Below are 22,650 nucleotides of genomic sequence, written 5' to 3' on the forward strand. Positions count from 1 at the left end.
ACGCAGGCGGCCGCGACCCGCGACACGGCCCCGCTGCATCAATCACATGAGCATGCCATGAACCTCAACGATTTCAAGTACGACAAGATGTCGAGCGACGTCACCGCGCTCAAGCACTCGATCTCCAACAAGCTGATCTACGCGGTCGGCAAGGACCCTGTCACGGCCCGCCCGCAAGACTGGCTGCAGGCCACCGCGCTCGCCGTGCGCGACCGCCTGGTCGAACGCTGGATGCGAACCACGCGGGCCCAGTACGCGCAGGACGTGAAGCGCGTGTATTACCTGTCGATGGAATTCCTGATTGGCCGGAGCTTTACCAATGCGCTGCTCGCCCTCGACATCCATGCCAATGTGAAACAGGCGCTGGCCGAACTCGACGTCGACTTCGGCCGGATCGCCGATCTCGAACACGACGCCGCGCTGGGCAATGGCGGCCTCGGGCGGCTTGCCGCATGCTTCCTGGATTCGATGGCCACGCTCGGCGTGCCGGGCTTCGGCTACGGGATCCGCTACGACTACGGGATGTTCAGGCAGCAGATCGTCGAGGGCCGACAGGTCGAAAGCCCCGACTACTGGCTGGTCGACGGCAACCCGTGGGAGTTCCCCCGCCCGGAGGTGCAATACCAGGTCCGGTTCGGCGGCCGCGTCGAGCAGGCAGGCGAGCGCACCCGCTGGCTCGACACCCAGGATGTGCTCGCCATGGCCTACGACACGATCGTGCCCGGTTACGCGACCGAAGCGACCAATACGCTGCGCCTCTGGTCCGCCAAGGCAAGCGACGAGATCAATCTGGCCGCCTTCAATCGCGGCAATTACTTCGACGCGGTCGAAAACAAGAATCACTCGGAAAACGTGTCGCGCGTGCTCTATCCGGACGATTCCACGCCCGCCGGGCGTGAACTTCGGCTCAGGCAGGAGTATTTCTTCGTATCGGCGAGCCTGCAGGATCTGGTCCGCCGCTACCTGTCGAACCACGTCGATTTCGACAAGCTGCCCGAGCGCGTCGCGATCCATCTGAACGACACGCATCCGGTGCTGGCGGTTCCGGAGCTGATGCGAATCCTCGTCGACGAACACGAGGTGCCGTGGCGCCGCGCATGGGCGCTGACGCAGCGCGTGTTCTCGTACACGAACCACACCCTGATGCATGAAGCACTGGAGACCTGGCCCGTGGAGATGCTCGGCCGCGTGCTGCCGCGCCACCTGAAGATCATCTTCGAAATCAATGCCGAGATGCTGGCGCAGGTCACGGCGCGATTCGGTGCCGACGTCGATCTGATGCGCCGCCTGTCGCTCATCGACGAACACGGCGAGCGGCGTGTTCGCATGGCCTATCTGGCGGTCGTCGCGAGCCACAAGGTCAACGGCGTGTCGCAACTGCATTCCGAACTGATGAAACAGTCGATCTTCGCCGACTTCGCCCGCGTGTTTCCGGAGCGCTTCAACAACAAGACCAACGGCATCACGCCGCGGCGCTGGCTGTCGCAGGCCAATCCGTCGCTGTCGGCGCTGATCGACAGCCGGATCGGGCGCGACTGGCGGCGCCGGCTCGACCGGTTGAAATCACTCGAAGCGCTCGCCGGCGACGCCACGTTTACCGCCGCATTCCGCGCCGCCAAGCTCGACAACAAGCGGCGCCTGGTGGACTGGATCGGCAAGCACCTGGGGCTGGCGATCGACCCTGTGTCGCTGTTCGACGTCCAGGTCAAGCGCGTCCACGAATACAAGCGCCAGTTGTTGAACCTGCTGCACGTGATCACCCGCTACAACCGGATCCTTGCCGAACCGGACTCGGACTGGGTGCCGCGTACCGTGATCTTCGCGGGCAAAGCGGCGTCCGCGTACCACATGGCCAAGCAGGTCATTCACCTCGTCAACGCTGTCGCGGACAAGGTGAACAACGACCCGCGGATCGGCGACCGGCTCAAAGTGGCGTTCATTCCGAACTACAGCGTGAGCCTCGCAGAGCTGATCATTCCCGCCGCCGACCTGTCCGAACAGATCTCCACTGCCGGCACGGAGGCATCCGGCACCGGCAACATGAAATTCGCGCTGAACGGCGCACTGACGATCGGCACGCTGGACGGCGCCAATGTCGAGATTCGCGAGCAGGTCGGCGCGAACAACATCTTCATCTTCGGCCATACCGCGGCCGAAATCGACGCGATCCGTGCGCATGGCTATCACCCGCTCGGCTACTGCGAACGAAATGCCGAACTGAAGCTCGCGCTGGAACAGATCCGGGACGGCCATTTCTCACCCGACGATCCGACGCGCTTCCATTCGATCTTCGATGCGCTCGTCAACTGGGGAGACCATTACCTGTTGCTGGCCGATTATGAAAGCTATGTCGCGGCCCAGGACGCCGTCGATTCGGCGTACCGCGACGCCGGCGCGTGGACGGCGAAGGCCATCGCCAATGTCGCGAACATGGGGGCGTTTTCATCCGACCGGACCATTGCGGAGTATGCACGCGATATCTGGCATACCCACCTCGCGGACGATCCGCTCCGCTGAGATCGCATCGCCGGCGCCCGGCGAGCACGAGTGGGGCGCGCGGAGCACGCCCCGCCCGCGATCGATGCTCAGTCGCTCAGCAACGGCCCCTCCTGCCGCGCGGCGATCGGCGTCTCGCCGGCGATCTTGCCGATGATCTTCCCCGGCCATGCATACGTCTGGTTGTGCCGCGCGAACAGCATCCCGTCAGTCGTCGCTTCGACATCGACGCTCTCGCCGAGCGGATCGATGATCGTTGCGACGACGTCGCCCGCCCGTACCGTGTCGCCGAGGCGCAGCCGATACGCAACGAGTCCGGTCACGGGCGATTTGACCTGCTCCATCGCGGTGAGACTCGTTGCGTCGCAACGCAGGCGCGGCGGCTCGCCGTCGGTCGGCCCCGCGACGACGCCACGCCGCTCGAGCACCCGGTACAGCGCGGCGGCCTCGTCCTGCGCGTCGCGCAAATCGACGTCGTTGTTGCTGCCCAGCTCGAGTGTCGTCGCCAGGCACGCGGAAGGAGTCGCTGCGTCGGGGAAGCGTTCGGCAAGCGCCCACCACGGCCCGCTGCACGCCTCGTCGAACGGGTGGCCGCCCGACACGTCGGCGAGCAGCACCGCCCGCACGTCGACCTCCGCCGCGATGTCGAGCGCGTCCGGCCACAATTTCGTGCCGACGTACATGTGCTTCAGCGCGTCGTTGTCCGCGTGCAGGTCGAACACGAAATCGGCGTCGTAGGCGAGCGTCAGCAGCGTGCGGCGCAGCGCGCCGACGGCCGTCGACGTGTACCACCCGTCGAGCGCCTTGCGCATCTCGTCGCGGATCGTTGCGACGTTCGCGGCCGCGTCCGTGCCGAGCCGGCCGGCGAGCGCGTCGCCCGTCAGCTGGGCGAGATCGGGGTAGTCGCGATTGAAATTGCTGCCTGTCTCGTCGTCATAGCGGCCGAGCAGCAGGCCGTCGCCGTGCTGCGACAGGCCGATCGGATTGGCCTGCGGCACGAGCACGATCTCGCCGACGATCCGCCCGCGCGCGGCCGCGTCGTCCAGCATGTCGCGCAGGCACTTCAGCGCCAGCATCCCCGGGAACTCGTCCGCATGCAGGCCGGCCTGCATATAGACCTTCGGCCGCGCGCCGGGATGGCCGTAACGGAATGTCGACACGACGTGGGAATTGCCGTCGGCGTTCGGCGGCAGCGGGAGGTCGACGCGGCAGGCCGGCTGGGTCTGCATTGCGTCAGTGGTGTTTTCCATGTCTTCTCCTGATTCAGGATTGCCGCGCGGCAACCCGACCGCGCGGTGTTGGGTTCATCCGCCGTGATCGCGGATGCTCTCGATGTCGAGAATGCCGCGGCCGGCCTCGAGCGCCGAGAACCGCAGCGCGATCGGACTCTCCAGCGAGACGTCCGGATCGCCGTCGGCGTCGCGCGCCGCACACGCGTCGAACACGCCCTCGACGAGCCCGCTGAGCGCCGCCTTTGCGTGCTCGACGGGCTCGTTGCGAAAGATCGTGCCGGTGTTCAGGTCGACGAGATCGCCCGGCATCGCGAACGACAGCGTCGTGCCCGGCGCGATGAAGTCGTCGCCCTGCGATTCGGTATGGATCTGGTCGATCTCGACCAGGACGACGCCGTGCGCGCCCACCACGGTCAGCATGGAGTTGTCGTGATTGGCGATCACGCCGCTGTCCTCGCAGATGCCCAGGCCGTACCGCACCCCCTCCTCCGCGCACGCGACGATCAGGCGGCCGAGCCGCCGCGCCGACGAAAGGTTCTGGTCGACGATCGCGCCGCCGAAGAAGCCGAGCCCCTGCTGGATCACGAGGCCGCGCCGGCCCATGTCGGACGCGATGCCGAAGCGCAGCGCCTCGTACGTCGTGCCGCCCGCGATCATGAAGCCGGACAGCGCCGACGCGGCGCCGCTGACCGCGACGATCGTCGCGCCCGCCGCGTATGCGCGCACGATCGCGAGCAGCACCGGCGTCACCTCCCCGCGATGCAGAACCCTTTCGCGGGGTCGCGCTCGAGGATCTGGTCAATACGGGCATCTGACGGCATGAATCGACATGCCTGCTCCCGGCGCCGCGTCGTCTGGCCCGGGCAGTCGCTTCAGCCAATCATATAATCAGATATCCGAATCGTTTTACAGCGATCCATTTCTTCGAGCACGGCGCTTCGACGACCCCGGCGCAGGCGGCCCGACCAGCCGACAAGCCCGGCTCGAGCATCGACGTGCCGAGCGGCCGCGCTATCCGCGTGGCATCACTGCGTGATGCCCGTATAACGTCCCGGGCGGTGCCATGCCACGATCATTCCGCTCACTGCCACGGCACTGAGTGCCGACCAGCCCACACGGCCGGCCGGTATCGTCAACATGGACACCAGCAGAATGGTCGCGTCGATGCACATCTGCGTAATGCCCGCGTTGATGCCGCGCTCGCGTTGCAGCCATAGGGTAACGATACCTGTTCCGCCGACACCGACACCGTGCCGCGCCAGCGCGAGAATGCCCATGCCGCACAACGTACCGCCGGTAAATGCTGCAAACAGCGGACTGACGAACGCAATGGTCAGGGTTCCTGGCATCGCCATCAAGGCAAGCGTGATGCCGCAACTCGCGACCGTCGATTTGATCGCAAAGCGTGCCCCCATCACAAAGTAGGCGAAGATGAAAAACGGGATATTCACGAGCGTGAAGATCAGGCCGACGGGCAGCGGGAAGATATACGCTGCCAGCAGCGCAATGCCCGCGATTCCGCCCGTGACAAGCCCGGCTGCCTTCAGCAACACCAGGCCGGTTACGACGAATACCATGCCGACGATCATCGCGTAGAGATCCTCGAACAGGGAGTGAGGCGTGCCGGTTCTTTCCTGGGGCGTGGTAAAGCCCAATGCCGAGGCAGATTCAGATTTCACGATGTCACACATTCACGTCTGATGGCGATCCGATCCCTCCCAGTTCGAACGCGCCGCTTGCTTCATGTGCGTGCCGCTGTCTCGGATCGGCTCGCCGCGAATTTCCGACCGAGGATACGTCCGCAAAATAATCCGGGCAACTGCACACGCACCGTTGCCGGGTCGTCATCACGCGGTCAAGGTCGCGTGACCCGAGACGTTTCTTGCCGCCATCCGGCAAGCGCGTTCTCTTTTGTCCTGGCGACAAGGAGAACGCGATGAAGCATGGTCCGCACACCCGGTCAACCGCACGCTGCGCATCGGCCGGCCATCTGTCGGCGGAGCGGCGATCGCCCATTCAACGAGGCCGCCCAAACGCGCCGCCGGCCGCATGGCTGCCGCGGGCCGCTCGAACGCCCCCCCGGACCCATTCCGGGATTTCCCTAGGCTGACATTTCGCGCTGCCCGGGGTTAAATAAATCACCATGATTTAATTAATAGTACGGCTGGCAAGCCACCGTACAGGAGACATCTTCATGAGGAGTCTGCACATCGGCCAGGGCAGCAATTCGGTCAACGTGCGCCGCTACAACGAGCGCCTGTTGCTCAAGGCGCTGCGGCGCGCCGGCGATGCGTCGAAGGCAGACCTCGCCCGCCTCGCCAATCTGACCGGCACCGCAGTCGGCAGCATCATCGCTTCGCTCGCCGACGCCAAGCTGATCGAGTTCACCGGCCGCCGCGTCGAAGGCCAGCGCGGCCAGCCGGCATCGCTCATCCGGCTCGCCCCGAGCGGCGCGTTCGGCATCGGCGTGCGGCTCGACCGGATGCGTATCGAAACCGCACTCGTGAACTTCGCGGGCGACGTGATCGGCCGCCGCTCGCACGACACCCTTCTGCCCCCGCCCGCGACCGTCCTCGAGATCGTGCGCCGCGATATCGACGCGATGCAGGAACTCCTGCCCGCGCGCGACCGCAAGCGACTGACCGGCGTCGGCGTCGCGCAGCCGTTCAACCTCGGCAGCTGGCTGCGCGAACTCGGCCTGCCGGCCGACGCGTTCCGCGCCTGGGCCGAAGTCGATTTCGCCACCGAGCTCGGCCGCGCGATCTCGCTGCCGGTGTTCAGCGAGAACGACGGCAATGCGGCCGCGATCGCCGAGCTGTTCTACGGCTGCGGCCGCCAGCGCGACGATTTCATCTATCTGTTCCTCGGGCCCGTGATCGGCGGCGGAATCGCGGTCGACGGCGACTGCCTGCGCGGCAGCACCGGCAATGCCGGCGACTTCGCGGTGATGCCGGTGCCACCGAGCCGTCTGCCGTCGGCACCGGCGCCGCGCGGCGCATGGGACATCCTGCTTACGCGCGCGTCGCTGAGCGCGCTGATCCGCCATCTGCGCTATAGCGGCGAGACCGTCGAATCGCGTGCGGATCTCGAAGCGTGCATCGCGCGCGGCGTACCGGCCGTCGGCGAATGGATCGACGACTGCGTCGACGCGCTCGCGCCCGCCTTGCGTGCCGTGCTGTCGGTAACCGATTCGCCGGTCGTCGTCCTCGACTCGGACACCGACGCCGGCCTGCTCGACGCACTGATGAAACGCCTGAGCGCGGCGCTCGCGGACATCACGCCGGAAGCGCGCGGGATGCCGGTGTTCATCCGCGGCTCGTTCGGGCCGGATGCCGGCGCGATCGGTGCGGCGACACTGCCGATGTTCTTCAACTTCTCCCCGCGCGCCGGCATCCTGAAAGGCGAAAGCGTGGATACACAGGAGGCGACCTATGTCTCGTACTGAGTCGTCCCGTCCGCTGCTCGAAATGCGCGGGATCAGCAAGACGTTCCCCGCCGTGCGTGCGCTCGACAACGTGAGCCTCACGGTCTACCCGGGCGAGGTGCACTCGCTGATGGGCGAAAACGGCGCGGGCAAGTCCACGCTGATGAAGATCCTGTCGGGCGCGTACCAGGCCGATGCAGGCGGCCAAATCCTGATCGACGGCGAGCCGATCGTCGTCGACGGCCCGCTCGCCGCGCGCGATGCCGGCGTCGCGGTGATCTACCAGGAGCTGTGTCTCGCGCCGAACCTGACCGTCGCGGAGAACATCTACGTCGGCCGCGAGCTGCGCCGCGGCGGCGCGCGCTTCGGCACGATCGACCGTCCGGCGATGGCCCGCGGCTGCGAGGACGTGCTGAAGCGCCTCGGCGCGAGCTTCGGCCCGAACACGCTGGTCGGTGCGCTGTCGATCGCCGAGCAGCAGCTCGTCGAGATTGCGCGCGCCGTGCACACGAAGGCGCGCATCCTGGTGATGGACGAACCGACCACGCCGCTGTCGTCGCGCGAAACCGACCAGCTGTTCGCGCTGATCCGCCAGCTGCGCGAGGAAGGCCTCGCGATCATCTACATCAGTCACCGGATGGCGGAGATCTACGAACTGTCCGATCGTGTGTCGGTGCTGCGCGACGGCACGTATGTCGGCACGCTGGAGCGCGAATCGCTGTCTGCCGACCGGCTCGTGGCCATGATGGTCGGCCGCGACATTTCGGGTTTCTACAAGAAGGAACACGCACCGTACGACCCGGGCCACCTGATGCTGTCGGTGCGCGACGTCGCCGACGACGGCCGCGTGCGCGGCTGCAGCTTCGATCTGCACTCGGGCGAAGTACTCGGCATCGCAGGGCTCGTCGGCGCGGGCCGCACCGAGCTCGCGCGGCTGATCTTTGGCGCGGAGCCGCGCACGGGCGGCAGCGTGACAATCGGCGACAAGACGTTTGACTCGCATTCGCCGCGCGAATCGATCGATGCAGGCCTCGTGTATCTGACCGAGGACCGCAAGCGCCAGGGCCTGTTCCTCGACATGAGCGTGCGCGACAACATCAACATCTCGGTCGCGAACCGCGACGCAAGGACGGGCGGCGTGCTGGACCTCGCGCGCGGCGCAACGCGCGCACGCGACGCGATCGCCGCGCTGTCGATCCGCGTGCCACACGCGAACGTGAACGTCGGCGCGCTGTCCGGCGGCAATCAGCAGAAAGTGCTGCTGTCGCGACTGCTTGAAACGAAGCCGCGCGTGCTGATCCTCGACGAACCGACGCGCGGCGTCGACATCGGCGCGAAATCGGAGATCTACCGGATCATCAACGCGCTCGCGAACGAAGGCGTTGGCGTGATCGTGATCTCGAGCGAGCTGCCCGAGATCATCGGCGTCGCAGATCGCGTCCTCGTGATGCGCGAAGGCACGATCGCCGGCGAACTCGGCGGACACGGCGAGCCCATCACGCAGGAAACCATCATCGCACTCGCCACCGGTTCGCAAGCCGAACAGGAACAGGCGCACTGAGTCGCGCTGCCCGAACACGTTACCTGAATACGAGATACCGACATGAACCAGCCCCATTCGCCCGCCTCCCCGGTCCGAGACCGCGCGCCGCAAGCTCGCAGTGATCGCCGCGCCCGCATCCAGTCGCTGATGCGCACAGCCGGCATGCTGCCCGTGCTCGTCCTGCTGTGCATCGGCTTCGCCTTCATGACCGACGGCTTCGCCAGCTGGCAGAACCTGTCGATCGTCGCACAGCAGGCGTCGATCAACATCGTGCTCGCCGCCGGCATGACCTTCGTGATCCTGACGGGCGGTATCGACCTGTCGGTCGGCTCGATACTCGCCGCCGCCGCGGTCGGCTCGCTGATCGCGTCGAACATCCCGGGTCTCGGCTGGCTCGGCATCCCGGTCGCGCTCGCGATCGGTCTCGCGTTCGGCCTCGTCAACGGGGCGTTGATCTCGTTCCTCCGGCTGCCGCCGTTCATCGTCACGCTCGGCGCGCTGACCGCCGTGCGCGGCATCGCCCGCCTGATCGGCAACGACACGACGATCTTCAACCCGCAACTGCCGTTTGCCGCCATCGGCAACGGCTCGATCCTCGGCGTGCCGTGGCTCGTCGTGATCGCGCTCGTCGTCGTCGTCGCGTCGTGGTTCATCCTGCGCCGCACGGTACTCGGCATGCGCATCTACTCCGTCGGCGGCAATCGGGAAGCCGCGCGGCTGTCCGGCATCAACGTGCGCGCGATCGAACTGTTCGTGTACGCGGCATCCGGCCTGCTCGCCGGCCTCGGTGCGCTGATGTCCGCCGCGCGGCTCTATGCGGCCAATGGCCTGCAGCTCGGCCAGTCGTACGAACTCGACGCGATCGCCGCCGTCATCCTCGGCGGTACGAGCTTCGTCGGCGGCGTCGGCTCGATCGTCGGCACGCTGATCGGTGCGCTGATCATCGCGGTGCTGACCAACGGCCTCGTGCTGCTCGGCGTGTCCGACATCTGGCAATACATCATCAAGGGCCTCGTGATCATCGGCGCGGTCGCGCTCGATCGCTACCGCCAGAGCGGCGCACGCACCTGAGCGGGCCGCATCCGGCATCGTTGTGAATTCCCGATAAAACCGGTGCGCACGACGGGTCCGCGTGCGCCCTCATCCTTCCGGACCCAATGGAGACAACGCGACATGTTCAAGATCAGGAGCAAAGCGCTTCAAACCGGCCTCGCCTGCACGCTGGCCTTCGCCGCCTGTGCCGCGCACGCAGCCGACAAGCAGTTGAAGTCGATCGGCATCACGGTCGGTTCGCTCGGCAACCCGTACTTCGTGACCGTCGTCAAGGGAGCAGAAGCCCAAGCCAAGGCACTGAACCCGAACGCACGAGTCACCGCGGTCTCCGCCGACTACGACCTGAACAAGCAGTTCACGCAGATCGACAATTTCATCTCCGCACACGTCGACATGATCCTGCTGAACGCGGCCGACCCGAAGGCGATCGAGCCCGCCGTGAAGAAGGCGCAGGCCGCCGGCATCCCGGTGATCGCGGTCGACGTCGCGGCCGCGGGCGCCGATGCGACCGTGCAGACCAATAACGTGAAGGCTGGCGCGCTCGCGTGCGAGTATCTCGCGAAGAAGATCGGCGGCAAGGGCAACGTCGTGATCGAGAACGGCCCGCAGGTATCCGCGGTGGTGGACCGCGTGAACGGCTGCAAGACCGTGCTCGCAAAGAATCCGGGCATCAAGGTGCTGTCGTTCGACCAGGACGGCAAAGGCTCGCGCGAAGGCGGGATGGCCGCCATGCAGGGCTATCTGACGCGCTTTCCGAAGCTCGACGGCGTCTTCGCGATCAACGATCCGCAGGCGGTCGGCAGCGATCTCGCCGCGAAGCAGTTCAACCGGGCAAACATCGTGATCACGTCGGTCGACGGCGCACCGGACATCGAAACCGCGCTGAAGTCGAACACGCTGGTGCAGGCGTCCGCGAGCCAGGACCCGTTCGCGATGGCGAAGGAAGCGGTCACGATCGGCTACGGGATCATCAACGGCAAGAAGCCGTCGAATCCGATGACCCTGCTCGAGCCGGCGCTCATCACGCGCGACAACGTGAGCAGCTACAAGGGCTGGAGCTCGCACTAATCCCCTCGACCTCACTCCTGGCCCGACACGACCATGACCTCACTGATCCAGACGCCCGCGTGGCGCGCCCTCGCCGACCATCGCGACGCGATCGCCGGTACCCCGGCCGCATCGATCCGTACGCTGTTCGAGCGCGACCCGGCGCGCGCGGCGCGCTTCTCGCTCGACGCCGCCGGCCTGTTCGTCGACTACTCGAAGAACGCGGTCGACGACGATACGATCGCGCGCCTCATCGCACTCGCGAGCGAAGCGGGCGTCGACACCTATCGCGACGCGATGTTCGCGGGCGAACGGATCAACCGCACCGAAAACCGCGCGGTGCTGCACGTCGCGCTGCGCGATCGCTCCGGCCACGCGCGCATCGTCGACGGGGTCGACGTGTCGCAACAGGTCGCGGCCGTGCGGGCCAGGATGCGGCGCTTCTCCGACGCCGTGCGCGACGGCACATGGCGCGGCTACACCGGTCGCGAGATCACCGACGTCGTGAACATCGGCATCGGCGGCTCGGATCTCGGCCCGAAGATGGTGTGCGAAGCGCTGAAGCCGTACGCGCACGAGCGTCTGACGATGCACTTCGTGTCGAACGTCGACGGCGCGGACATCGTCGAGGCGCTGAAGCACGCGAACCCGGAAACGACGCTGTTCATCGTGTCGTCGAAGACGTTCACGACACGCGAGACGCTCGCGAACGCGCACACCGCGCGCGCGTGGCTGCTCGCGTCGGGCGCGCCGGAAGCGGCGATCGCGCAGCATTTCGTCGCGGTATCGACGAACGCGGATGCGGTCGCGAAGTTCGGCATCGACACCGACAACATGTTCGAGTTCTGGGACTGGGTCGGCGGCCGCTACTCGCTGTGGTCGGCGATCGGGCTGCCGATTGCGGTGATGGCCGGGATGGACGCGTTCGAGCAGTTGCTCGACGGAGCGCACGCGGTGGATCGCCACTTCGCCGAAGCGCCGCTCGCACGCAATCTGCCGGTGCTGCTCGCGATGATCGGCATCTGGCATCAGAACTTCCTCGGCACGACGAGCCAGCTCATCGCGCCGTACGACAACTATCTGCACCGGCTGCCCGCCTATCTGCAGCAGCTCGACATGGAAAGCAACGGCAAGTCGGTGACGCTGGCCGGCGAGCGCGTCGACTACGCGACCGGCCCGGTGATCTGGGGCGAACCCGGCACAAACGGCCAGCACGCGTTCTTCCAGTTGCTGCATCAGGGCACCGCGATCATCCCGACCGATTTCATCGTCTGCATGCGGCCGCATCATGCGCTCGACGAACATCACGACATCCTCGTCGCGAATTGCTTCGCGCAGTCCGAGGCGCTGATGAACGGCTCGCATTCGACCGCCGAGCCGCATCGCCATTTCGAAGGCAACCGGCCGACCACCACGATCTGCATCGACACGCTCGACCCCGCCTCGCTTGGCGCGCTGATCGCACTCTACGAGCACAAGGTGTTCGTGCAGGGCGTCGTGTGGCGAATCAATTCGTTCGACCAGTGGGGCGTCGAGCTCGGCAAGAAGCTCGCGGTCGAGATCGAGAAGGAATTCGGCGCACCGGGAGACGTCGCGTCGCACGACGGCTCGACGAATCAGCTGATCAACCGTTTCAAGGCGCGGCGCCGCGCCGCGACCTGATTTTACGGACGCCACAGATGAATCTCCCCCGACTGGTCATATTCGGCGAAGCACTGACCGACTTCATCCGCGACGACGCGACCCACTGGCACAGCCTCGCCGGCGGCTCGTGCTGGAACGTCGCACGCGTCGGCGCCAGCCTCGGTGTGCCGACCGGGTTCGCCGGCACCGTGAGCCGCGACGTGTTCGGCGACGAGCTGATGCACCGGAGCGCGCAAGCCGGCCTCGACATGCGCTTCACGCGCCAGGTCGACCGGCCGCCGCTCCTCGCGATGGTGGTATCGAAGCAGCCGCCGCAGTATTTCTTCATCGGCGAAAACAGTGCGGACCTCGCGTTCGACCCTGCCGAGTTGCCGGCCGGCTGGCTCGACACCGTCGAGATCGTCCATTTCGGCTCGCTCGGCGTCGTGCGCGAACCGCTCGCGTCGCGACTGATCGCGCTCGCGCACGACGCGCGGGCGGCGGGCAAGCGGATCGCATTCGATCCGAACTTCCGCGCACCGATGGCCGAGCCGTCGTATCGCGACACGCTGCGTACGATGGCCGGTCTCGCCGACTACATCAAGGTATCCGACGAGGACCTCGCCGGCCTGTTCCCCGAACTCGACGAAGCGGCCGCGTTCGCGCAGATCCGCGCATGGGCGCCGAACGCCGCGGTGCTGCTGACCCGCGGCGCATCGGGGATGGAACTCTTCGACGGCGACGCGTCGACATTCCAGCCGGCGTTTCCGGCGACCGTCGTCGACACGGTCGGCTGCGGGGACGCGAGTATCGGCGCCTGGATGTCCAGCCTGCTGATGCGTCCCGATGCGCCGGCGGCCGACCATCTGCGCTTCGCGGCTGCCTGTGCGGCGGTCGTCGCATCGCATGCGGGCGCGTATGCACCGACGGTCGACGAAGTCCTCGCGATGAGCGAGTCGATGCCCGCGCCGGCAGGAGCCACGCCATGAGCGCACGCGCGCCCTCCTCGTTCGAGCGCGATCCGTTCGCGTTCGTGCTGTTCGGCGGCACCGGCGATCTGGCGATGCGCAAGATCCTGCCGGCGCTGTATACCGCGCACCGCGACGGGCTGCTCTCGCCCGAAGGCCGGATCGTCGGCGTCGCGATGACGCCGCTCGACCGCGACGGCTATCTGCGCTGGGTCGACGAAGCGGTGCGCCCGCACGTGAAGGACGCACAGTTCGACGACGATACATGGCGCGGCTTCCTCGAGCGGCTCGCGTACGTCGAGCTCGACGCGAGCGCGCCCGGCGCGTACGCGCGCCTCGGCGCTGCACTCGAGCAGGCGCCCGGTCGCCGGATCTTCTATCTGGCAACCGGACCGTCGCTGTTCGAGCCGATCTGCCGCTCGCTCGCGGCCGCGGGCCTCGCGCCGCCGTCGTCGCGCGTCGTGCTCGAGAAGCCGCTCGGCTACGATCTCGCGTCGTCTGCTGCAATCAACGACGCGGTGGGCACCATCTTCTCCGAAGAGCAGATCTACCGGATCGATCATTATCTCGGCAAGGAAGCGGTGCAGAATCTGTTCGCGCTGCGCTTCGGCAACGTGATGTTCGAGCCGTTATGGCGCCACGAATGGATCGACAACATCCAGATCACGGTCGCCGAGGAACTCGGCGTCGGCGGGCGCGGCGCGTTCTACGATCAGACCGGCGCGCTGCGCGACATGGTGCAGAACCATCTGCTGCAACTGCTCGCGATCGTCGCGATGGAGCCGCCGCAATCGATGGAAGCCGACGCGGTCCGCAGCGAGAAGCTGCGCGTGCTGCGCGCACTGAAGCCGCTGTCCGCGGACGCGCTGCACCAGAGCGTCGTGCGCGGCCAGTACCGCAGCGGTGCGATCCTCGGGCAGACGGTGCCGGGCTATCTCGACGAGGCCGGCATCGCGCCGGACAGCAGCACCGAGACGTTCATCGCGCTGAAGGCCGAGGTCGACAACTGGCGGTGGGCCGGCGTGCCGTTCTTCCTGCGCACCGGCAAGCGGCTTGCGGAAAGCGTCGCGGAGATCGTCGTCACGTTCAAGCCGGTACCGCATTCGGCGCTGGGGCCGGCCGCGCTGCGCCCGGGCTCCAACCGGCTGACGATCCGGCTGCAGCCTGACGAATCGATCCGGATGGGCGCGCTCGCGAAGCAGCCGGGGCTCGGGATGACGCTGCAGGGCGTGTACCTCGATCTCGCGTTCGCCCGCTTCTTCCAGCAGGACCGGATGGAGGCGTACCAGCGCCTGCTGCTCGACGTGATCGCCGGGCGCCTCGCGCTCTTCGTGCGGCGCGACGAGCAGGAAGCCGCGTGGCAGTGGGTCGCGCCCATCCTCGGCATGAACAGTGCGCCGAAACCGTACACGGCCGGCAACTGGGGGCCCACGCAGTCGAGCGCGCTGCTCGCGCGGCACGACACGTGCTGGCGCGAGGAAGACAACTAGAAACCGAATGCGGCACCGCCCGCGACCACACGCAACGACCCTATGGAAACAATCTGGCACCTCGAATGGACGCACGGCGCGTTCGATGTCTACGCGAAAGGCGGCATGCTCGGCGGCGTCTCGTTCGCGCTCGACGGCCGCACGATCAAGCCGTTCTACGAAGCGCCGTGGCTCGGCCGGCCGGAGCCGCAGCCGGCGGGCCTGCTCGGCGCGATGCGCAACGAATTCCCGTGTGTGCCGTTCGGCGTGCCGTATGCCCCCGACGGCCTGCCCGACGGCTGGCGCGAAGCAGCCGCGACGCCGATTGCCGCGTACGACGCGAGCGACGACCTGCAGCACGGCTACGGCTGCGTCGGCACGTGGTCGCTCGTGAAGCAGACCGCGCTCGAGATAGAAATCGCGATCGACTACCCGGAGCACTCGCCGATCAGGCGGCTCACACGCATCGTCCGCGCGGATCCGTCGCGCGCGGCGCTCGACATCGTGCTGCGGATCGACGCGCGCGCCCCCGCCCGCCGTCCGGCCGGCCTGCATCCCAATCTCGCGTTGCCCGAGCTCGCGGGCGCGTTCCGGATCGAGCCGGGCGCGTTCCGGTTCGGCATCGTTCACCCGGCGGGCCCTGAGCCTGGCGTGTCGCGCGCACGCGCGGGCGCGATGTTCGAAGCGCTCGACCGCGTGCCGCTCGCCGACGGCGGCACCGGCGCATTCGATCGCCTGCCGCTTGCCGACGCGACCGAGGAAATCGTGCAGCTGTGCGGCATCGACGGCGCCGTCACGCTAACCGACGACGACGCACGCACGCGCTACCGGCTCACGTGGGACGCGGACGCGCTGCCGTCGCTGCTGCTGTGGATCAGCAACCGCGGCCGCACGTACGCGCCATGGAACGGCCGCAATCTGTGCGTCGGCGTCGAACCGGTCGCGAGCGCGTTCGAGCTCGGCTGCGCAACGTCACTGGCATCGAATCCGATCAACGCGCGTGGCGTGCCCACCGCACTCGCGCTGGATCCCGACGCACCGACCGAAATCGCGTACCGCTTCGAAGTGCTCGACACGCACTGACGCGGTGCGGGCCAGCCGCGCACGCATTCACGATTTGCACGGGGAGTGCACGGGTCATTCACGCCTCTTTGGATCTCGAGCAGGCGCTCCGGCTTTGGCAGCCAGTCAGTATCGACGAAGCAGTACCTGACGCCGGTCGTACCGTAAGGTCGCCGGCAAGATGGCTGGCGTTGGTTCCTGCGCCGGCGGCCGACTCGCTTACCGGGCGGTGTTCACTCGCCCGACTACCCGGCCGGCAGGGACGAACCCCGGACGAGATGCGACCACAGCGCCTCTGCCGCCACCCCGACTTTGCGGCTCGAACGATATAAGCGCACTTCGAGTTCCGTGCCCCAGGACAAGCCGCCTGCACTCACGAGGCTGCCGTCGGTCAACTCTTTCGTCATACAACTTTCCGGCAGCCAGCCGATCCCGTGCCCGGCCACGACCATGCCCTTCAATGCCTCGGACATGTGCGTCTCGAAGCACCGCTGCAACGCATACGGCCTGGTGGCGTTCAGCAGCAGCATCTCGACGACGTTGCCGAGGAACGCGCCCGACGAATACGCGAGCAGCGGTAGCGGCGCGTCCAGCGTGCCCGGCAGTTCGAATACCGGCTTGCCGCGCGCGTCGGGTGTCGACACCGGCAGGATCCGTTCGACGCCGAGCGTGACGAACGGGAAATGGTTCGGATCGAGCACGATCGGCAGTTGCGGATGGTGATAGCCGAGCAGCAGGTCGCATTCGCCTTCGACGAGCTGCTGCACGCCTTCCGGCACGTTCACCGCGTTGACGCGCGTGGTCACGTGACCGACCTCGTCGTTCAGCTGCTTGAGCCATTCGGGAAACAGCGTGAACACGAGCGTATGGGCGACCGCGAAACGCACGACCTGGTCGCTGGCCGCGAACTGGTCGTAGCCGTTCACGAGATTGCGCGCCGCATACATGCTGCGCAGGATGTCCGCGGCGAGCCCGCGGAACATCTGGCCGGCCGGCGTCAGCGCGACCGGATTGATGCTGCGGTCGACCAGCTTCGCGTCCATCCAGGTTTCGAGTGCGGCAATTCGTCTGCTGAATGCCGACTGGGTAAGGTGCCGGGTACGTGCCGCACGCGAAAAACTCTTCGTGTCGGCCAGACTCAGGAAATCCTCAAGCCACTTTGCTTCCATTTCACGCTTCCAGAGACGCTTGCACAATCCGACATCAAACTAACTTCGATGCACGCGTCCGACCATCCACAGCCGCGGGTTGCATGCGACATCGATCGTTCGGGACGACGAAGTTCGCTTTCGAATAGGCGCACGGCGTTATTAAATAAATCATGTTGATTTATTTAATAACGCCGTGCGATCCTTGTCAGCCTAGGGAAATCCCGACACTACGTCAGGGACACCTCCGGTCGCCGCAGGCACGCCGCCCTCACGAATCGTTTCGAAATCAAATATCTGAAGGTTGTTTGCGGACGCTATCGGAATACCCGGGAAGCCTCGAGTGGCGGAAGGCAGATGTCTCGCATCTCCGGGATGGCAATGCAGGCAGGCCTGAACCGCTCGCCGCTGCGTCATGACGAAAGCCGGGTGATAAGCTCGATGCCGACACACCATCGCGCATCGACGCACCCCGAACTCTGACCCTACGACCGAACGAGCCTTCCATGCCCCTCGCCCCCTCCGTCCTCTCCGCGTTCACGCCGACCGGCAAGCTGCGCGCGTCGATCAATCTCGGCAACCCGATCCTCGCGAACCTCGACCCGGCGACGGGCGAACCGTTCGGCGTGTCGATCGATCTCGCGCGCGCGTTCGCCGAACGCCTGTCGGCCGAGCTGGAGCTCGTGGTGTTCGACGCCGCCGGAAAATCGGTGCAGGCGCTGACCGACGAGCGTGCCGATTTCGGTTTCTTCGCGGTCGATCCGCTGCGCGGCGAGACGGTCGCGTTCACGGCGCCGTACGTGCTGATCGAGGGGTTCTATCTCGTGCGCGATGCGTCGCCGATCCGCACGAACGCGGACGTCGACCAGCCCGGCAATCGCGTGACCGTCGGCAAGGGCAGCGCCTATGACCTGTTCCTCACGCGCGAACTGAAGGCCGCGCAGATCGTGCGTGCGCCGACGTCGCAAGCCGTCGTGCAGACCTTCCTCGAACAGCAACTGGAAGTGGCCGCAGGCGTGAAGCAGCAGCTCGAGGCCGACGCGGCGAAAACGCCCGGCCTGCGCCTGCTCGACGAGCGGTTCATGGTGATCCGGCAGGCAATGGGGGTACCGAAGAGCCGCGGCGAAGCGGCCGCCGCGGCGCTGAATGCGTTCGTCGAGGAAATGAAGGCGTCGGGCTTCGTCGCGGATTCGCTGCGGCGGCATCGCATCACCGGCGCATCCGTCGCGCCGCAGGCGTGATTGCACGCGGCAGGACGTAAAAAGCATCTCGGCGAGCCCCTCTTCAAAGCGACGGGTGGCGCCGGATACCGCACATGCTTTTGCAACGGCGGCTCTCTGGCGGCATGCCGCGCAGCGGTCACGCTCGCCGACTGGCGACGATCGTTTCGGCCGCGCGGATCACCGGGAGATCGACCATGCGGCCGTCCAGGCTGAAAACTGCGCCGCCGTGCCTTGCGGCTTCGTCGATCACACGGCGCGCCCACGCCTGCTCGTGTTCCGAATAACCCATCGCGTCGTTCACACCGGTAACCTGGGCCGGGTGGATGCACAGCTTGCCGCCGAAACCGAACGCGCGGGCGCGTCGGGCATCGGCCATCAGGCGCTCGGCGTCATCGGTACACGTCGTCACGCCGTCGATCGGCGCGGGTAGCCGGGCGCGCCGCGATGCGGCCACGAGCGCATTGCGTGCAAAGGCCAGTTCCGGTTCGTCAGGCGTCGCGCGCATGCCGAGGTCGAGCTGGAAATCGAGATGACCAAACGCGATGCGCACGACCTGCCGGTCGTGCGCCAGCGCATCGGCCGCATCGAGCCCGGCCAGCGATTCGATCAGCGCGACGATGCACGCGTCGTCGCCGAGCTGTTCCGCAACGCGGCGCAATGCACCGGCGTCTTCGGACTTGGGCAGCATCGCCACCACGCCCTGCGCGGCCCAGGCGCTCAGAAGCGCGAGGTCCGCGTCGTGCCACGGCGTGCCGGCCGCGTTCACCCGCACGATGGTGCGCGAGCGCTGCTCCGGTGTCAGCAGCGGAAGATGCTGCGCGAGTTGCTCGCGTGCACTGTCCTTGCTGTCCACGGAGACGGCATCCTCGAGGTCGATGACGATGCAGTCGGCGGCCGAATCGAGCGCCCTGGCAAAGCGCTCGGGGCGGGTGGCCGGCACGAACAGGAGACTGCGCGCGTGCCGTACGGGCGTGAGGATCGTGGACATGGTTCAGATCACGCCGGCGGCGCGCAATTGGTCGATCTCGGCGTCGGTGCGCCCGAGTTCGCGCAGGATCGCCGTGCTGTGCTCGCCCAGCGCGGGCACCGGATCCATGCGGGCATCGAAGCTGTCGACCGTTGCGGGCGGCAGCAAGGCTTGCAGGTCGCCGGCCGGCGAATCGACCGTGCGAAAGCGCCGGCGCGCCTGCAGTTGCGGATGCGTCCAGAGGTCGCCCACCTGGTTGACGGCGGCGTTGGCGATCTGCGCTTCGTCCAGGCGCGCAATCACCTCCTGCGCAGTCAGCGACGCGAACGCGTGTTCGATCGCGACCTTCAGTTCGACACGATGCGCCGAACGGCGCACGTTGGCATCGAAGCGCGGGTCGGTCGCGAGCGCCGGGGCGCGCAGCACGACGTCGCAGAACGCTTTCCATTCGCGCTCGTTCTGCAGGCCGAGCATCACGACCCGGCCGTCGCCGGCCTTGAACGGACCGTACGGGTAGATGGTCGCGTGTGCCGCGCCGTTGCGGCCAGGCGGCTCCTGGCCGTCGTACGCGTAGTACATCGGGAAGCCCATCCACTCGGCCAGCGCCTCGAGCATCGAAATTTCCACGTGCGAGCCCGTGCCCGTGACGCCGCGCTGCAGCAGCGCGGTGAGGACGCCCGTGTACGCATACATGCCCGCCGCGATATCGGCGATCGACGTCCCCGCCTTGCTGGGCTCGTCCGCCGTGCCCGTGATCGACAAAAACGCCGCCTCGCTCTGGATCAGCAGATCGTAGGCTTTCTTGTCGCGGTAAGGACCGTCGGCGCCATAGCCGGAGATATCGCAGACGATGAGCCCCGGGTGCTTCGCGTGCAACACGTCGAACGACAGGCCCATACGCGCGGCGGCGCCGGGTGCGAGGTTCTGCACCAGCACGTCGGCCTGCGCCACGAGCTCGCCCAGCACTTCCTGCGCGGCGGGTTGCTTCAGGTCCAGCGTGAGGCTTTCCTTCGACCGGTTGGTCCACACGAAGTGCGAGGCGAGACCGCGTGTACGGTGATCGTAGGCGCGCGCGAAATCGCCGACGCCGGGCCGTTCCACCTTGATGACGCGGGCGCCCAGGTCGGCGAGCTGACGCGTGCAGAACGGCGCGGCGATCGCGTGTTCGAGCGTGACGACGGTCATCCCGCTGAGGGGGCCTTTTCGAGCTTGCATGGTCGGATCGTTATTCCAGTTCAGCGCTGGCCTGCATGGCCAGCTGTCCTTGCGGGCCGCGCGCCCACAGGCAGGCGGCATGACCTTCGAGTTTTCCGTTCACCGTGAACGGCGCAGTGTCGAACAACGGACTGACGGCCTTGAACTCGAAGCGGCGAATGGTCTTGTCAGGGTGCGTGCGGCGCAGTTCCTCCATCAGCAGCATCGCGATCAGCGGGCCGTGCACCACCAGGCCCGGATAGCCTTCTTCCTGCATCGCGTAGGGCCGGTCATAGTGAATCCGGTGACCGTTGAACGTCAGTGCGGAAAAGCGCATCAACAGCACCGGGTCGGGTGTGACGACGCGCGAATACTGTTCGTCGGTCGGTGCCGATGCCGGCTGGGGTGCCGGTGTGCCAGCCGCGGTGGAAGGCGGCGCATCGCGATACACGATGTCCTGTTCTTCGCGGATGGCCACACCCTCGGCGTCGTTCGTCTCGTGCAGCACGGCGACGAAAACCAGCCGGCCGCTTCGGCCGGATTTACTCTGCACGCTGAGGATCGTTGACCGGCGTTGCACGGGCGCGTCGATAGCCAGCGGACGCAGGAACTGCAGCCGTCCGCCGGCCCACATGCGGCGCGGCAGCGTGACGGGCGGCAGGAAGCCGCCGCGCTGCGGGTGACCGTCGACGCCGATGTTCGACTGTCGCTCGCCCGGCAGGAAGTACAGCCAGTGCCAAAGCGGCGGTAGCGTCGCGGGTAATTCGGAGGGGTTCGCGTAGTCCAGTGTCGCCCGCAGCAGACGGACGGGGGCCTGGGTAATCCGGTCCGCACGGCTTTCGCTGCGACCAATCCACGCGTCGAAGGATTCGGGAGGCTCGAGACTCATGTCGTTTCGTGCTCGATGATGGATGCGTCGCAGAGGCCGCCGGCACCGTCACGGTACGTTGGCCGGCCCGAACACGATCGCATCGGGAATCAGTAGGAACGGGGGAGCTGCAGCACGTGCTCGGCCACATGCCCGAGGATCATGTTGGTGGAAATCGGTGCGACCTGGTACAGGCGCGTTTCGCGGAACTTGCGCTCCACGTCGTATTCGCAGGCGAAGCCGAAGCCGCCGTGCGTCTGCAGGCACGCATTGGCCGCTTCCCAGCTTGCCTTCGCGGCCAGGTACTTGGCCATGTTGGCCTCGACGCCGGCGTTCTGGCGCGCATCGATCTTCTCGCAGGCGCGCCAGCGCATCAGGTTCGCGGCCTCCAGCTCGATGAACGATTCGGCCAGCGGGAACTGGATACCCTGGTTCTGCCCGATCGGGCGGCCGAACACCGTGCGCTCGCTCGCGTAGTCGCGGGCCTTCTCGAGGAACCAGTAGCCGTCGCCGATGCACTCGGCCGCGATCAGCGTGCGCTCGGCGTTCAGGCCGTCGAAGATCACCTTCAGCCCCTTGCCTTCGGTGCCGAGCAACGCGTCTTCCGGCAGCTCCAGGTTGTCGAAGAACAGCTCGTTGGTCTCGTGGTTGACCATGTTGAGGATGGGACGCACCGTCAGGCCGTTGCCGATCGCCTTGTCCAGCTCGACGATGAAGCACGACAGCCCGTCGCTCTTCTTCTGCACCTGGTCCAGCGGCGTCGTGCGCGCAAGGAGGATCAGCAGGTCGCTATGCGGGACGCGCGAGATCCACACCTTCTGGCCGTTGATGACCCAGCGGCCGTCCTTCTTCACGGCCGTGGTCTTGAGCTGGGTGGTGTCGCTGCCGGTGGTGGGCTCGGTCACGCCCATCGACTGCACGCGCAGTTCGCCCGCCGCGATGCGCGGCAGGTAGCGCTGTTTCTGCGCTTCGGTGCCGCTGAACACGATGGTGTTCATCACGTACATCTGGCCGTGGCACGCGCCCGAATTGCCGCCGGAGCGGTTGATCTCTTCCATGATGACCGACGCCTCGGCCATCGACAGCCCCGGGCCGCCGTATTCCTGCGGAATCAGCGCGGCCAGCCAGCCGGCCTGCGTGAGGGCCGTGACGAACGCTTCGGGGTAGCCGCGCGCCTCGTCGATCTTGCGGTGGTAGTCGGCCGGAAACTGATTGCACAGGCCGCGTACCGCATCGCGGATTGCCTGGTACTGGTCGGGGGCGGAGAAAACGGAGGCGCTCATGAATCGTGTTTCGTCATCGGCTAGGGTTGCAGCCATAATAGATTTTGATG

General features: G+C 66.7%; 18 protein-coding genes. 10 read left to right on the top strand and 8 right to left on the bottom strand.

The window, feature by feature from the left end:
* Positions 1 to 57: 57 nt before the first annotated feature.
* The gene (locus G3N64_RS11865; RefSeq protein ID WP_205784124.1) at positions 58 to 2,517 is read left to right on the top strand and encodes a glycogen/starch/alpha-glucan phosphorylase; all 2,460 of its coding nucleotides are present in this window, start codon (positions 58 to 60) and stop codon (positions 2,515 to 2,517) included.
* Positions 2,518 to 2,585: 68 nt separating this feature from the next.
* Here G3N64_RS11865 and G3N64_RS11870 read toward each other — a convergent pair whose 3' ends face one another.
* The 3 genes from G3N64_RS11870 to G3N64_RS11880 form a co-directional block, all read right to left on the bottom strand.
* Complete coding sequence (locus G3N64_RS11870; protein ID WP_205784125.1) at positions 2,586 to 3,746, bottom strand: M14 family metallopeptidase; 1,161 nt, start codon at positions 3,744 to 3,746, stop codon at positions 2,586 to 2,588.
* 54 nt (positions 3,747 to 3,800) lie between these two features.
* Positions 3,801 to 4,469, bottom strand: a complete 669-nt coding sequence (locus G3N64_RS11875) for a hypothetical protein (protein ID WP_205784126.1) — start codon at positions 4,467 to 4,469, stop codon at positions 3,801 to 3,803.
* A 284-nt stretch (positions 4,470 to 4,753) separates the two neighbouring features.
* Complete coding sequence (locus tag G3N64_RS11880) at positions 4,754 to 5,419, bottom strand: YitT family protein (protein ID WP_205784127.1); 666 nt, start codon at positions 5,417 to 5,419, stop codon at positions 4,754 to 4,756.
* A gap of 503 nt (positions 5,420 to 5,922) precedes the next feature.
* On the opposite strand from G3N64_RS11880, the gene G3N64_RS11885 reads away from it, so the two are divergent.
* The 8 genes from G3N64_RS11885 (at position 5,923) to G3N64_RS11920 (ending at position 15,938) form a co-directional block, all read left to right on the top strand.
* Positions 5,923 to 7,173, top strand: a complete 1,251-nt coding sequence (locus G3N64_RS11885) for an ROK family protein (RefSeq protein ID WP_205784128.1) — start codon at positions 5,923 to 5,925, stop codon at positions 7,171 to 7,173.
* Positions 7,160 to 8,713 carry a sugar ABC transporter ATP-binding protein gene (locus G3N64_RS11890; protein ID WP_205784129.1) on the top strand — a complete coding sequence of 518 codons (1,554 nt, stop codon included), beginning with the start codon at positions 7,160 to 7,162 and terminating at the stop codon, positions 8,711 to 8,713. Before G3N64_RS11885 ends, G3N64_RS11890 begins: the two co-directional genes overlap by 14 nt.
* A gap of 42 nt (positions 8,714 to 8,755) precedes the next feature.
* Complete coding sequence (locus G3N64_RS11895; RefSeq protein ID WP_205784130.1) at positions 8,756 to 9,766, top strand: ribose ABC transporter permease; 1,011 nt, start codon at positions 8,756 to 8,758, stop codon at positions 9,764 to 9,766.
* Positions 9,767 to 9,868: 102 nt separating this feature from the next.
* A complete protein-coding gene (locus tag G3N64_RS11900) occupies positions 9,869 to 10,816 on the top strand; it encodes an ABC transporter substrate-binding protein (RefSeq protein ID WP_205784131.1) in 948 nt (315 codons plus the stop codon).
* Positions 10,817 to 10,849: 33 nt separating this feature from the next.
* Entirely contained in the window at positions 10,850 to 12,457 is a 1,608-nt protein-coding gene (pgi, locus tag G3N64_RS11905) for a glucose-6-phosphate isomerase (RefSeq protein WP_205784132.1), read from the top strand.
* A 17-nt stretch (positions 12,458 to 12,474) separates the two neighbouring features.
* Positions 12,475 to 13,407, top strand: coding sequence for a carbohydrate kinase (locus tag G3N64_RS11910; protein WP_205784133.1), 933 nt, complete (start codon positions 12,475 to 12,477; stop codon positions 13,405 to 13,407).
* Entirely contained in the window at positions 13,404 to 14,876 is a 1,473-nt protein-coding gene (zwf, locus tag G3N64_RS11915; protein WP_205784134.1) for a glucose-6-phosphate dehydrogenase, read from the top strand. Before G3N64_RS11910 ends, zwf begins: the two co-directional genes overlap by 4 nt.
* A gap of 42 nt (positions 14,877 to 14,918) precedes the next feature.
* On the top strand, positions 14,919 to 15,938 hold the full coding sequence (locus G3N64_RS11920; protein ID WP_205784135.1) for a hypothetical protein: 1,020 nt from the start codon (positions 14,919 to 14,921) through the stop codon (positions 15,936 to 15,938).
* A 224-nt stretch (positions 15,939 to 16,162) separates the two neighbouring features.
* Here the strand turns inward: G3N64_RS11920 and G3N64_RS11925 are convergent, their stop codons facing one another.
* Complete coding sequence (locus tag G3N64_RS11925) at positions 16,163 to 17,086, bottom strand: LysR substrate-binding domain-containing protein (RefSeq protein WP_205784136.1); 924 nt, start codon at positions 17,084 to 17,086, stop codon at positions 16,163 to 16,165.
* A gap of 485 nt (positions 17,087 to 17,571) precedes the next feature.
* On the opposite strand from G3N64_RS11925, the gene G3N64_RS11930 reads away from it, so the two are divergent.
* Entirely contained in the window at positions 17,572 to 18,306 is a 735-nt protein-coding gene (locus tag G3N64_RS11930) for an ABC transporter substrate-binding protein (protein ID WP_205784137.1), read from the top strand.
* Between the two features lie 118 nt (positions 18,307 to 18,424).
* Here the strand turns inward: G3N64_RS11930 and G3N64_RS11935 are convergent, their stop codons facing one another.
* From G3N64_RS11935 to G3N64_RS11950, 4 genes are all read right to left on the bottom strand, one after another.
* Complete coding sequence (locus G3N64_RS11935) at positions 18,425 to 19,276, bottom strand: CoA ester lyase (RefSeq protein WP_205784138.1); 852 nt, start codon at positions 19,274 to 19,276, stop codon at positions 18,425 to 18,427.
* Positions 19,277 to 19,279: 3 nt separating this feature from the next.
* A complete protein-coding gene (locus G3N64_RS11940; RefSeq protein WP_205784139.1) occupies positions 19,280 to 20,470 on the bottom strand; it encodes a CaiB/BaiF CoA-transferase family protein in 1,191 nt (396 codons plus the stop codon).
* Positions 20,471 to 20,480: 10 nt separating this feature from the next.
* On the bottom strand, positions 20,481 to 21,338 hold the full coding sequence (locus G3N64_RS11945) for a MaoC family dehydratase N-terminal domain-containing protein (protein WP_205784140.1): 858 nt from the start codon (positions 21,336 to 21,338) through the stop codon (positions 20,481 to 20,483).
* An 89-nt stretch (positions 21,339 to 21,427) separates the two neighbouring features.
* A complete protein-coding gene (locus G3N64_RS11950) occupies positions 21,428 to 22,600 on the bottom strand; it encodes an acyl-CoA dehydrogenase family protein (RefSeq protein WP_205784141.1) in 1,173 nt (390 codons plus the stop codon).
* Between the last annotated feature and the right edge of the window lie 50 nt (positions 22,601 to 22,650).

This window comes from Burkholderia sp. Ac-20344, from assembly GCF_017104975.1.
Taxonomy (GTDB): Bacteria; Pseudomonadota; Gammaproteobacteria; order Burkholderiales; family Burkholderiaceae; genus Burkholderia.